Genomic DNA, 14,925 nt, shown 5'->3' on the forward strand with positions numbered 1-14,925 from the left:
GGGCGGGTTCCGGGCGCAATTCCCACCCCCTCGAAGGCCGCCGGCGGATTGGCTAAATCCCCGGCGGCCTTGCTCGTTCTCCCAAGTACATTCTGACGTGCGCCAGCCAGCAAGGCCCGCCGCGTCGGCGCCAATACGGATTTGAGGAGGGGCGTTTTTCCATGCTTTCTGACCAGAATGTGGAACTAGTACAGCGGTTCATTCGGCTGCCCATGCAGCAGCGCCGAGTGTTCTTCGAAAGGCTCCAGGCCAAGGGCATGAACCTGTCGCAGTTTCCCATTCCCGTGGTGCGCCACGCGTTCGAGGCCGTGCCCCTGTCCTATGCCCAGGAACGCCTGTGGTTCCTCTGGCGCCTGGACCCGCTTAGCCCGGCCTATCACATCCGTACTGCCCTGAGCCTCGATGGCGAGCTGGACGGCGCAGCGCTGCAGGCCAGCCTGGATGCCTTGGTGGCGCGCCACGAGGGCCTGCGTACCCGCTTCGTCGAGGACAACGGCCAGGTGTTCGCGCAGGTCGACGCAAAGGCGAAGATCAGCATCGAACAGCAGCCTTGGAACGGTTCGGATACCGAGCTGGATGCCTTTGTCGGCCAGTGGGCACGCCAGCCCTTCGAGCTGGACCAGGGCCAGCTGTTGCGCGGCCTGCTGCTGCGCCGCAGTGCCCGTGAGCATGTGCTGGTGCTGGTACAGCACCATATCATTTCCGATGCCGCTTCCATGCAGGTGATGGTCCAGGAGTGGCTGAGCCTCTACGCTGCTCACCTTGCAGGCCAGGTTCCGGCGCTGGCGGCCCTGCCGATCCAGTACGGCGACTACGCGATCTGGCAGCGCTGCTGGATGGAGGCCGGCGAGCGTGAGCGCCAGTTGAAGTATTGGCGCGAGCGGTTGGGTATGGACCCAGGCCCGCTGCAACTGCCCCTGGACCACCCGCGCCCACTGCGCGCCAGTCACCGCGGCGAACGGGTCAAGGTGCGGTTGCCGTCAGCGTTGGGCCAGGGCTTGCAGCAGCTCGCCCGTGAGCAAGGGGCGAGCGTGTTCATGGTCCTGCTGGCGTCGTTCCAGGCTCTGTTGCAGCGCTACAGCGGCCAGGACCAGGTACGGGTCGGTGTACCGATCGCCAACCGTCACCGCCAGGAAACCCAAGGCCTGATCGGCTTCTTCGTCAACACTCAGGTGCTGCAGGCGCAACTCACACCACAGATGAGTTTCCTGGACCTGCTCGAGCAGGTGCGTGCCAGCGTGGCCGAGGCCCAGAGCCATCAAGACCTGCCGTTCGAGCAGCTGGTCGAAGCCCTGCAGCCCCAGCGCAGCGCCGGCCACAGCCCGCTGTTCCAGGTCAGCTACAACCATCAGGGCCGCCAAGGCCCGTCGCTGGCGCTGCCCGGCTTGAGCCTGACGCCCCTGGAACTCACCAGCGAAACGGTCAAGTTCGACCTGACCCTGGAAACCCAGGAGCAGGCCCAGGGCCTGAGCGCCTCCTTGCTCTACGCCACCGACCTGTTCCAGCGAGCCACCATCGAGCGCCTGGCCAGCGATTGGGCGGGCCTGCTGCATGGGCTTTGGGCCAACCCTAAGGCCGCCCTCTGCGAGCTGCCACTGCAGCCTGCGCAGCCGCCACAACGGCTGGAAGCCCGGCAGGCCGCGCCGCAGGTGCATCGACTGATCGAAGCGCAGGTCGACCGTGACCCCGAGGCCTTGGCACTGGTGGCCCAGGGCCGGCGGCTGAGCTACGGCCAGCTGGAGCAACAGGCGAACCACTGGGCTCAACGCCTGCTGGTCGAGGGGCTGCAGGCCGAGGAGCGGGTAGCGGTAATCGCGAGCCGTTCGGTAGCCTTCGCGGTGGGGGTGTTGGCAGTGCTCAAGGCCGGGGGTGCCTATGTGCCGCTGGACCCGCAGGAAAACCCCGAGCGCCTGGCGTTTCGCTTGAACGATGCGGGCGTGCGCCGGGCCCTGGTCGAGCCCGGTTTCGACGGCCCGTTGCCTGAAGGGGTAGGGCGGCTGGAGTTGCGCGAGGTCGAGCGGCCGAGCGCAAAACGCCCCCACGTGGTGGTAGCGGCCGAGCAACTGGCCTATGTGATCTACACCTCCGGGACCACTGGCCTGCCAAAGGGCGTGGGGGTGTCCCATGGCGCGCTGGGCAACTATGTCCAGGGTGTTTCGGCGCGCTTGCCGCTGGCCGGCATGTCCAGCCTGGCCATGGTCTCGACCCCGGCGGCAGACCTTGGCCATACCGTGTTCTTCGGTGCCCTGTGCGCAGGCAAGGCCCTGCACCTGGTGGCCGCCGAAACGGCGGTGGACGCCCTGCGTTTCGCCGAGTATCTGGAACGCGAGCAAATCGACGGGCTGAAGATCGTCCCGTCGCACCTGGAAAGCCTGGTCAATGCCCAGTGCCAGCAGCCGGTGCTGCCACGGCGTTGCGTGATACTGGGTGGCGAGAGCGCCTCTGAGGCCTTGCTAGGCACGCTGGCCAGGGTTGCGCCACGGTTGACGGTGATCAACCACTACGGCCCCACCGAAACAACGGTAGGGGTGCTCACCGCCGAACTGGCGGCAGGCCAGCCGGTGTTGCTGGGCCGTGCCTTGGCCGGCAGCCACGTGCAGGTGGCTTCGCCCTGGCTGCTGGCGATGCCCGCCGGCGCCCAGGGCGAGCTGTATATCGGGGGGAGCGGCCTGGCAAGGGGTTACCTGAACCAACCGGGGCTGACGGCCGAGCGCTTCGTGCCGGACCCGTTCGCCACCGAGGCGGGTGCACGCATGTACCGCAGCGGTGACCTGGCGCTGTGCCAGGCCGATGGCAGCTTGCGCTACCTTGGCCGCGCCGACCAGCAGATCAAGATCCGCGGCTTCCGGGTGGAACCAGAAGAAGTGGCGGCGCGTCTGCACCAGAGCGGTCAGGTTCGTGACCTCTGTGTCGTGGCCTGGCCGAGCCCGTCGGGGCCGCGACTGGTGGCCTATGGGGTGCCGGTGGACAACAGCCTGCTCGATGATCCTTTCCGTGCTCAGGCCCTGAGTGAGCAGTTGCGCCAAGGCCTGGCGGGGCAACTGCCGGACTACATGCAGCCGGCGGCGCTAGTGTGGCTGGCACAACTGCCGCTGACCAGCAACGGCAAGCTCGACCGCCAGGCCCTGCCGGCGCCTGACCTGCAAGGCACCCACAAGGCCTACCGGGCACCCCAGGGCCCGCTTGAGCAGCAAGTGGCGCAGGTCTGGGCCGAGGTGCTCAAGGTCGAGCGGGTCGGGCTCGACGACAACTTCTTCGAACTGGGCGGGCATTCGCTGCTGGCGATCTCGGTGATCGCCCGGCTGCGCCAGCAACTAGGCCTGGACCTGGGGTTACACAGCCTGTTCGACACGCCGGACCTGGCCGCCTTCGTGGCCGCCGCTGGCCAACAGGTGGTCACCGCCGGGCGCATCGCGCCGCGCCCTGCCGGGCAGCGGCGGGTGCCGTTGTCCTATGCGCAGCAGCGCCAGTGGTTCATCTGGCAGATGGACCGCGATAGTTCGGCGTATAACCTGCCGATGGCGTTCCAGGTGTCAGGCGAACTGGACCTGATGGCCCTGCAGCGGGCCTTCGACAGCCTCGCCGAGCGCCATGAGGTGCTGCGCACCCGCTTCGAGCAGGCTGACGAGGCGTTGCTGCAGGTGATTGAGGAGCCCGCGCCAGTGGCCCTGGAGGTCGAGGATTGCACGGGCGCCAGCGAGGCGCGGATCCGTCAGCGTGTGGAGCATGAACTGCACCGGCCCTTCGACCTGGAACGCGGCCCGCTACTGCGGGTACGGGTGTTGCACTGTGGCGCCGAGCGGCATGTGCTGACCCTGACCCTGCACCACATCGTCGCCGATGGCTGGTCGATTCCGCTGCTGGTCGGTGAGCTGTTGCAGGCCTACAGCGCCCAGCGCAACGGCCAGCCCGTGGCGCTGCCGGCGATGCCGATCCAGTACGCCGACTACGCACTGTGGCAGCGCGAACCGGAGCAGACCGAGGAATACCGCCGGCAGCTGGTCTACTGGCGCAAGCGCCTGGGCGGTGAACAACCCGCCCTGGAGCTGCCCCTGGATCACCCGCGCCCAGCCGTGCGCGATGCGGCGGGGGCCACCTTCAAGCTGGCGCTCGGCCCGGAGCGCCTGGCGGCCCTGCAGGCCTTGGCCCGCCAGGAAAAGGTGACGATGTTCATGCTGCTGCTGGCCTCGTTCAACCTGCTGCTGCACCGCTACAGCGGGGCAGGGGACATTCGCGTCGGGATTCCCACCGCCAACCGCAACCGCCTGGAAACCGAAAACCTGGTGGGTTTTTTCGTCAACACCCAGGTGATCCGCACCGACCTCAATGGCCTCGACAGCGTCCAGGGGCTGCTGGCCCAGGTCCGCGATTCGGTGGTGCAGGCCCAGAGCTGTCAGGACCTGCCGTTCGAACAGCTGGTCGATGCTGTGCGCCCGGAACGCAGCCTGAGCCTGAACCCGCTGTTCCAGGTGATGTTCAATCACCAGTCCGGCGTTGCCGAACAGGCCTCCGAGCACCTGCGCGCGGCCGGCCTGCAATTGCGCAGCCTGGACTGGGACAACGGCAATACCCACTTCGACCTGACCCTGAACACCGTCGAGGATGCCGCTGGCCTGCGTGCGTCCTTCACCTATGCGACCAGCCTGTTCGAGGCGGCCACCATAGAGCGCCTGGCCGGGCATTGGCTGGCACTGCTCGACGCGCTGCTGGCGCAACCGGATGCCCGGCTCTGCACCCTGGAACTGGAGCCGACCCGCGCCGCTGGGGCGCTGGCCAGCCGCTTGACGGTGCCGGCCCTGGTGCATGAACTGGTTGCCCGTCAGGCCGAGCTGCAACCCGATGCCACCGCACTGATCGCGTGTGACCGGCGGCTGACGTTCGCCGAACTGGAGGTAGAGGCCAACCAGCTGGCCTGGCGCCTGATCGAGGCCGGTGTTGGCCCAGAGACTCGAGTGGCGGTGGCCTTGCCGCGTCATTCGCTGAGCCTGGTCGCCTACCTGGCAGTGCTCAAGGCCGGTGGCGCCTATGTGCCGCTGGACCTGAACTACCCGCCCCAGCGCCTGGCCTACATGCTTGCAGACAGCCGCGCCAGCCTGGTGTTGAGCCAGACCGGGCTGCTCGATAGCGGCGCGCTGCCGGTCCTGTGCCTGGACCAGCCTCATGGGGGGGCTCTGCGCAGCGATGCGCCGGTGGTGGAGCTGTCGATGCACAACCTCGCCTATGTGATCTACACCTCCGGTTCCACCGGCCAGCCCAAGGGCGTGGCAGTCAACCATGGGCCGGCGGCCATGCACTGCCTGGCCACCGGTCAGGTCTACGAGATGCGCGCAACCGACTGCGAACTGCATTTCCTCTCGTTTGCCTTCGATGGCGCCCACGAGCGCTGGCTCACCGCGCTGATCCACGGCGCCAGCCTGCTGCTGCGCGACGACGAGGTGTGGAGCCCGGAGCGGCTGTGCGAAGAGATGCAGCGCCACGCCGTCAGCGTTGTCGCGCTGCCGCCGGTGTACCTGATGGCGCTGGCCGAGCAGGTCGAGCGCGCCGGCAACAGGCCGGCCCTGCGGGTCTGCTGCTACGGTGGCGACGCGATGCCCAAGGCGGGTTTCGACAAGGTCCAGCGGGTGCTGGCGCCGCAGATCATGATCAACGGCTATGGTCCCACCGAGGCAGTGGTCACCCCGTTGATCTGGAAGACCGGTGCCGATGACCGCTGCGATGCTACCTACGCGCCGATTGGTGAGTGTGTCGGCGAGCGCAGCGCCATGCTGCTGGACGACTACCTGGCGCCCAAGCCGCTCAACTGTGCCGGCGAGCTGTATCTGGGCGGCCATGGCCTGGCCCGTGGCTATCTCGACCGCCCGGGCCTGACTGCGGAGCGCTTTGTGCCGGACCCTTACGGCGAGCCGGGGGCGCGGATGTACCGCAGTGGCGACCTGGTGCGCGAGCATGATGGCAACCTTGAGTACCTGGGGCGTGCCGACAATCAGGTCAAGGTCCGTGGTTTCCGCATCGAGCTGGGCGAAGTGGAAGCCCGGTTGAACCGCTTGGAAGGGGTTGCCGACGCGGTAGCTTCTGTTCAGGAGGGCGCCAGCGGCAAGCAACTGGTGGCCCACGTGATCGCCGCCGATGCAGGGGTGCTCGACAGCGAGGCGCGCCAGAGCGAGTTGCGCGAGGCCCTGCGCGCCGCCTTGGGCGCCGAACTGCCGGACTACATGGTCCCGGCCTTCGTCGTATTCCTGGGTTCCTGGCCCCTGACCGCCAACGGTAAGCTCGACCGCAAAGCGTTGCCCAAAGCCGATGCCAGCGTTGGCCAGCAGGCCCACGAAGCCCCGGCCAACGCCCACGAACAAATGTTGGCGCAGATTTGGGCGGCGGTGCTGGGGTTGCCCCGGGTCGGCGTGCAGGACAACTTCTTCGAACTCGGCGGCGACTCGATCGTTACCATCCAGGTAGTCAGCCGCGCCCGTCAGGCCGGCCTGCACTTCAGTGCCCGTGACCTGTTCCAGCACCAGACGGTGCGAGCCCTGGCACGGGTTGCGCAGCTCAGCGAGCAGAACCTTGCTGTCGGCACCGAAGTACCCCAGGGGGCCGTGGAACTGCTGCCGATCCAGCAACTGTTCTTCGCCCGGCCGATGAGCCAGCGCCAGCACTGGAACCAGTCCATCGTCCTGGAGCCGGCCCAGCGGGTCGAGTCCGAACCCTTGCGCCAGGCCCTGGCAGCCCTGCTGGCTCATCACGATGCCCTGCGCTGCCGCTTCCTCGAGGGTGTTGACGGCTGGCACGCCTGCCTGGGTGCCACTGCCGAGGACAATCCATTGCTCTGGTGCCGGGACTTCGCCGACGAGGCCCAGTGGCTCGAACTGTGCGAGCAGGCCCAGCGCAGCCTCGACATCGAACGGGGCCCATTGCTGCGGGCCTTGCTGGGGCAGGGCGCCGATGGCGGCCAGCGCCTGTTGCTGGTTATCCATCATCTGGTGGTGGACGGGGTCTCCTGGCGTATCCTGCTCGAAGACCTGCAGAACACCTACACCCGCCTGTGCCAGGGCCAGGCCCCGGCGTTGCCGGCGCGAACCAGCTCGGTGCAGGCCTGGGCCCTGCATCTGCAGGACTATGCCCGTGGCCGCGCAAGCAGCCAGCTGGAATTCTGGCACGCGCAACTGCAGGACGTCGACGCGGCCTTGCCGATGGCTCGCACTGGCGCCAGCGGGCTTAACCAGGACGCCTGCAAGCTCGGGGTTGCCCTGGACGCCGAGACCACCCGGCGCCTGCTGCAACAGGCGCCTGCGGCCTATCGCACGCGCATCAATGACTTGCTGCTGACCGCCCTTGTCCGGGCGTTCGCTCAGGAACTTGGGTTGCCGGCGTTGCCGGTGCTGCTTGAAGGGCATGGCCGCGAAGACCTTGGTGGCAACCTCGACCTGACCCGCACGGTCGGCTGGTTCACCAGCGTCTATCCGCTGCGCCTGAGCGCCGGCCCAGACCTGGCCGAGTCGATCAAGCAAGTCAAGGAACAACTGCGCAGTCTGCCGGACAATGGCCTGGGCTTCGGTGCCCTGCGCTACCTGGGCAGCGACGAGGCCCGCGAGCGCCTGGCCGGGCCACTGCCGCGCGTCACCTTCAACTACCTGGGCCAGTTCGACAGCAGCCTGGACGCCAGCGACAACCTGTTCAGCGCCAGTGCCCATGCCCGTGGCGCCGATCAGAGCCAGCAAGCCGGCCTGAGCAACTGGCTGACCCTCAACGGCCAGGTGTTCAAGGGCGTGCTCAGCTTCGGCTGGAGCTTCAGCCGGCATCAGTTCGAGCCCGAGGCCATCGGCCGCCTGGCCGACGCCTTCATCGACCAGTTGCAACAGATCGTCCAGCATTGCTGCCAGGTCGAACACCAAGGGTTGACGCCCTCCGACTTCCCCGCTCTGCAACTGACACAGGCACAACTGGATCAACTCCCGGTCGCGGCCCGGGACATCGAGGATATCTACGAGCTGGCGCCGATGCAGCATGGCATGCTGTTCCACACGCTGTACGAGCAGCAGCGCGCCCAGTACGTTAACCAGCTGCGCATGGATGTCAGCGGCCTGGATCTGCAGCGTTTCGTCGACAGTTGGCAGGCGGCCCTGGACGGCCATGCCATTCTGCGTACCGGGTTCATCTGGCAGAACGACCTGGCCGAGCCGCTGCAGGTGGTCTGCAAGCCGCTGCCGCTGCCGTTGCAGGTGCTTGACTGGCAGGGTCGCGAGGACCTGCCAGGCGCCCTGGAGGCGCTGGCCCTGGACCAACGAGCTCAAGGTTTCGACCTGCAGCGGCCGCCGCTGCTGCGCCTGACCCTGGTCGCCACGGCACCGGGCCGGCACCACCTGATCTACACCGTCCACCACATCCTGATGGATGGCTGGAGCAACTCCCAACTGCTCGGCGAAGTGCTGCAGCGCTACAGCGGCAAGGCCCTTACGGCCGGTGCCGGGCGCTACCGCGACTACATCGACTGGCTGAAGCGTCAGGATCCGCAGGCCAGCGAGGGCTTCTGGAAAGCCCAGCTGGCACCACTGGCCGAACCGACCCTGCTGGCCCAGTTGCAACCGCCGCTGCTCGAAGCCGCGGAGGGTTATGGCGATGCCTTCGAACTGCTCGACGAGGCCCGTTGCACCCGGCTGGCCCAGGCTGCCCGGGACATGAAAGTGACCTTCAACAGCCTGCTCCAGGGCGCTTGGGCCGTGCTGTTGCAGCGCTTGAGCGGCCAGGATTGCGTGGCCTTCGGCGCCACCGTGTCCGGCCGCCCGGCGGAGCTGGACGGCATCGAACAGCAGATCGGCCTGTTCATCAACACCCTGCCGGTGATCAGCAGCCCGGACCCGAGGCAGACTGGCAGCGACTGGTTGCGCCAGGTCCAGGCCCTGAACCTGGCCCTGCGCGAGCAGGAGCACACGCGCCTGGCGGATATACAGCGCTGGGCCGGCAGCAATGGCATGGCCCTGTTCGATACCTTGCTGGTGTTCGAGAACTACCCGGTATCCCAGGCTCTGCAGGAGAAGGCCCCGCACGGCCTGGCCTTCGACGGGCTGATCAACGAGGAGCGCACCAGCTATCCGCTGACCCTGCTGGTCCATCAGGGCCAGACTTTGAAGATTCACGCCAGCTACGAGCGCGCGCGCTTCACGCCGGCCAGCATCGCCGGGTTGCTGCAGCAGTGGGTGCACCTGGCCGAGTCCCTCGCCTTGCTGCCGCAGCGGCCATTGGGCCAGCTCGGGGTCTTGCCAGCGGTCCAGCACCAGCACGTGCTGGCGGACTTCAACCGCACCGGCCATGACTACCCCGTGCAACAACCCCTGCACGCCATCATCGAGGCCCAGGTCGAGCGCACGCCGGATGCCATCGCTGTTGTCTTCGAGGGCCAGCGCCTGAGTTACCGCCAGCTCGACGAACGCGCCAACCACCTGGCCTGGCAATTGATCGATGCCGGCGTCGGGACACAGACCTTGGTCGGGGTTTGCGCCGAGCGCAGCCTGGAACTGGTGGTCAGCCTGCTGGCGGTGCTCAAGGCCGGCGCCGCGTATGTGCCGCTGGACCCGGACTACCCGGCCGAGCGCCTGGCCTACATGGCCGAGGACAGCGGCATTCGCGTGCTGCTGGGGCAGGCGTCGGTGCTGCAGCGACTCGGCGCCTTCGATGGGGTCAAGTGCTTGCAACTGGAGGCCCTGCAGGGGCGGACCCCACAGCGCCCGGCCATCGCCGGCCTGGACGGCGAGGGGCTGATGTACCTGCTCTACACCTCTGGTTCCACCGGCCGGCCCAAGGGCGCCGGCAACTGGCACGGGGCGCTGATCAACCGTATTGGCTGGATGCAGCGGGCGTATGCCTTGCACAGCGGTGATGTGGTACTGCAGAAAACGCCGTTCAGCTTCGACGTTTCGGTCTGGGAGTTCTTCTGGCCGCTGATGGTCGGCGCCCGCCTGGTGCTCGCCGCCCCCGGCGACCACCGCGACCCGGCGCGGCTGATCGAGTTGATCGAGCGTGAGCAAGTCACCACCCTGCATTTCGTGCCGTCGATGTTGCAGGTGTTCCTGCAGGAGCCGCAGGTCGACCGTTGCGCCTCGGTCCGCCGGCTGTTCTGCAGCGGCGAAGCGCTGCTGGCCGATACCCAGGCCCAGGTCTTCGACAAGCTGCCTGACACCGGGCTGTACAACCTATATGGCCCCACGGAGGCGGCCATCGACGTTACCCACTGGACCTGCCGGGAAGAGGGCCGCGACAGCGTGCCGATCGGCCAGCCGATCGACAACCTGGCCTGCTACATACTGGACGACAGCCTGCAGCCGTTACCAGTGGGCGCCCGTGGCGAGCTGTACCTCAGTGGCATCGGCCTGGCCCGCGGCTATCACCGCCGCCCGGGCCTGACCGCCGAGCGTTTCCCGGCGGACCCGTTCAACCCCGGTCAACGCATGTACCGCACAGGCGATCTGGCACGCTACCGGGACGATGGGGTGATTGAGTACCTGGGGCGCACCGACCATCAGGTCAAGCTGCGCGGCCTGCGCATCGAACTGGGGGAAATCCAGGCGCGGCTGTTGGAGCATGAGTTGGTCCAGGATGTCTGCGTGCAGGTGCTTGATGCCAGCCAACTGGTGGCCTGGCTGGTGCTGACCGAACAGCGGGATGACTGGAAGGCGCTGTTGCAGGTGCACCTGGCGGCGCAACTGCCCGAGTACATGGTGCCGGCGTACTGGCTGGCGCTCGAACGCATGCCCCTGAGCCCCAGTGGCAAGCTCGACCGCAAGGCCCTGCCGGCGCCTGAGCGCCAGGCCAGCGCCGAGCACGTCGGCCTGTGCGGCCCGGTGGAAACCCTGTTGGGCGAGATCTGGGCGCAGGTGTTGCGGGTGCCTCAGGTCGGCGCGCTGGACAATTTCTTCGAACTGGGCGGTGACTCGATCTTGTCGATCCAGGTGGTGGCCCGGGCCCGTCAGGCGGGGCTGGAGATCAACCCCCGGCTGGTGTTCCAGTTCCCCACCGTGCGTCAACTGGCGGCCCAGGCCAGCGAGGCGCGGGAGCAACCGGTAATCGAGGTCCCGGCTGTGCTACATCGCCTGAACGATGAGCAGGTGGCACGGCTGCCGGTGTCCCACGCACAGTTGGCTGACCTTTATCCGCTGTCGCCGATGCAGCAGGGCATGCTGTTCCAGTGCCTGAACGAACAGGCCGGCGGCGTGTACGTCAACCAGCTCAGCATCTCGGTCAAGGGCCTGGACAGCGAGCGCTTCGGCGCCGCACTGGCTGAGGTGTGCCGACGCCACAGCATTCTGCGCACTGGCTTTATCTGGCAGGAGCTGAATGAACCGCTGCAGTTCGTGCTCGACAGCGTGTGCACCCCGCTGCGGGTAGTCGATGGCCGCGAATGGACAGACCAGGAGCAGGGCGTTGCCGAGCTTGCCGCCCAAGAGCGGGCACAGGGCATTGCCCTGGACCAGCCATCCCTGCAGCGGGTGCTGCTGGTGCGCACGGGCGAGCACCAGCACCAGTTGATCTGGACCTACCACCATATCCTGGTGGACGGCTGGAGCCTCTCGCAGCTGATCGGCGAGGTGCTGGGCCTGTATGCCGGGCGCGACCTGGTCGCAGCCACCCCGTACCGGGACTATATCGCATGGCTGCAACGCCAGGATGCCGGCGCTGGCGAGCGCTTCTGGCGTGAGCAGCTGGCGAGCCTGGAGGAGCCCTGCCTGCTGGCCAGCACCGTGCCAGTGCAAGCCGGACGCCAGGGCCACGAAGCCCTTTATAGCCACCTGGACGCCGAGCCCCTGAGCGCCTTCGCGCGATCCCAGCACGTGACCCTCAACACGCTGGTGCAAGGCGCCTGGCTGATCCTGCTTAGCCGCTTCAGCGGCCAGCGCAGCGTGGCCTTCGGCTCCACTGTGGCCGGGCGTTCACCGACGTTGCCCGGCGCCGAACGGATCATGGGGCTGTTCATCAATACCCTGCCGGTGGTGCGCGAGCTACACCCCGAGGCCCATGTCGGTGCTTGGCTGCGCGAGCTGCAGGACTGCAACCTGGGCATGCGCGATCACGAGTACGTGGCCCTGGCCGACATCCAGCGCTGGGCCGGGCAGGCCGGGCGGGCGCTGTTCGACAGCATCATCGTGTTCGAGAACCAACCGGTGGATGAGGCTTTGCGCCAGTTCAGCGACGCCTCCCTGGAGTTCGGCCCGAGTACGGGCAGCGGCCTGACCGACTTCCCCATGGACTTGATGGTCACCGTGGAACAGGGGTGCCTGTCGATCGAGTACATGTACTTGCGTCGCTGCTTCGAGGACGAGACCGTGCTGGCCATCCGCGCCGCCATGGAAAGCCTGCTGCAACGCCTGTGCGACAGCCCCGACCAGCGCTTGGGCCAGCTTGGCCTGCCGGTGTCGGCGCCGCAACCCCTGGCGGTCGAAGCGGCCCCGGCGCAGTGGGTGCACCAGCGTATCGAAGGCTTGGCTCGCCAGCAGCCTCAGGCCTTGGCCCTGAGCTGCGCCGGGCAATCCCTGAGCTATGCCGAGCTGGACCGGCGCAGCAACGCCCTGGCCCACCGACTGATCGCCGCCGGCGTCGGCCCGGAAGGGCGGGTGGCAGTTGCGTTGCCACGCAGCGCCGGTCTGCTGGTCAGCCTGCTGGCGGTGCTCAAGGCCGGCGGCGCCTATGTGCCGCTGGACCTGAACTACCCCCGCGAGCGCCTGGCCTACCTGCTCGAGGACTGCGCCGCGCAATTGTTGATCACCGATAGCGCGGCCCGTGCCAGCCTGCCGGTTCCGCCCGGGCTGGCCTGCCTGGAGCTGGGGACGCTGGCATCCATGCCCGAGGTGGAGCAGGCCCCGAGCGTGAACTTGCATGCCGATAACCTTGCCTATGTGATCTACACCTCCGGCTCCACCGGGTTGCCCAAGGGCGTGGCGGTCAGCCACGGCCCGTTGGCCCGACATTGCCACGCCATCGGCCTGCGCTACGAGATGAGTCCGGTCGATTGCGAGCTGCATTTCATGTCGTTCGCCTTCGACGGCGCCCATGAGCGCTGGTTGACTGCGTTGACTCACGGGGCCCGCCTGCTGGTGCGTGACGAGCAACTCTGGACCCCGGAACAGACCTTGCGCGCCCTGGATCAGCATCAAGTGACGGTGGCGGCTTTCCCGCCGGCCTACCTGCAGCAACTGATCGAGCAGGCCCGCCTCGATGGTGCGCCAGCGTCCATGCGGGTCTACTGCTTTGGTGGCGACGCCTTGCCCCAGGCCACTTATGAGCAAGCCCGGGAGGTACTGGGGGCCCAGTACCTGATCAACGGCTACGGCCCCACCGAAACCGTGGTCACTCCACTGCTCTGGCGCGCCGACGCCCGACGCCGCTGCACCAGCGCGTATGCACCGATCGGCGAGCCTGTGGGGCCGCGCCGGGCGCTGGTGCTGGACAGCGACCTCAATCCGCTGCCGCCGGGCGTGGCCGGCGAGCTGTACCTGGGCGGCGAGTTCCTCGCTCGCGGCTACCTGCACCGTCCGGGGTTGAGCGCCGAACGGTTCGTCGCCGACCCGTACGGCCGTGGCGAGCGGCTGTACCGCACCGGCGACCTGGTGCGCGAGGACGCCGACGGCACCTTCCATTACTTGGGGCGGGTCGATAACCAGGTCAAGATCCGGGGCCTGCGCATCGAGCTGGGCGAGATTGAAGCCCGCCTGCTGGCCCAGCCCGGGGTCCGCGAGGCGGCGGTGATCGCCCGGGAGCTGCCTGGCGGCAAGCGCCTGCTCGCTTATGTGGTGGGTGCGCCCGAGTGGCTGGCCGACCCGTCCATCGGCCCGGGCCTGCGCGAGGCCCTCAAGCAGGCCTTGCCGGAGTTCATGGTGCCTTGGCAGATCAGCGTGCTGGCGGCGATGCCGCTGAACCCCAACGGCAAGCTTGATCGCCGGGCCTTGCCCGACCCGCAATTGGCCCAGGCGACGGGTGGCTACGTGGCACCCCGGACCGAGTTGCAGATCGCACTGGCCGAAATCTGGGCCAAGGTGCTCAAGGTCGAGCGGGTCGGCCTGCACGACAACTTCTTCGAGCTGGGTGGCGATTCGATCCTCAGCTTGCAAGTGGTGGCCCGCAGCCGACCGCTGAAGGCCCTGGGCCTGACCCTGAAGCTGCGAGACCTGATTCAGAAGCCGACCATCGCCGAGCTCAGCGGCGAATCGGCTGCCACGGCCGGTGCCAACGCGGTGCTGGCGCTCAACGGCCCGGCGCCGGGGCAGCCGCCGCTGTTCTGCGTGCATGCCGGCTACGGCACGGTGTTCGACTACGAGCCATTGGCCCGTAGCCTCGATGGACAGCGCCAAGTGCTGGCGATCCAGTCGCGGATGCTGCTGGATCCAGGCTGGAGCGACGAGTCGTTGCTGGCCATGGCCCAGGACTACGTCGGCTATGTGCGCGAGCGTCAGCCCCTGGGGCCTTACTGGCTGGCCGGTTGGTCGCTGGGTGCGACCCTGGCGGCGCTGATGGCTGCGGAGCTGGAGCTCCAAGGCCAGCAGGTGGCGTTTCTGGGGATGCTTGACGGGTTCGTTCCGGGGGCCGAGCCGGTTGCCCGAGCCGAGGCGCAGGAACAGCCGCGGCAATTGCCGGCAGGCCTTAGTACCGAGGACCTGGCCCTGGGCCTGGCCACCGGCCGGCACTTGCGTGGATTGTCCTCGGCCCTGACGGCCTGTGCACCGGTCCAGGCCCGTGCTCACTGTTGGTGGGTCCATGGCCGAGAGGCCGAGGCCCAGGCGCTGTATCAGCAGCTGGGCCAGGGGCCGGCGGCGAGTGTCTGGCTCGACTGCGGTCACTATGAGGTGCCGCACCATCGCCAGGTACTGGACGCCTTGCTGCAACTGCTGGATGCGCCGGTCACCAGCCTGTCTTGAACCCCTTTCGGCGCCCGCAAGGGCGCCTTTC

General features: G+C 67.7%; 1 protein-coding gene. It reads left to right on the forward strand.

Annotated elements, in window-relative coordinates; translation table 11 throughout:
* Positions 1-161: 161 nt before the first annotated feature.
* Positions 162-14,894 (forward strand): non-ribosomal peptide synthase/polyketide synthase, encoded by a 14,733-nt coding sequence (locus JOY50_RS18910; RefSeq protein ID WP_243055629.1) that lies wholly within the window; start codon positions 162-164, stop codon positions 14,892-14,894.
* Positions 14,895-14,925 lie beyond the last annotated feature (31 nt).

This window comes from Pseudomonas sp. BP01, from assembly GCF_022760795.1.
GTDB lineage: Bacteria > Pseudomonadota > Gammaproteobacteria > Pseudomonadales > Pseudomonadaceae > Aquipseudomonas > Aquipseudomonas putida_Q.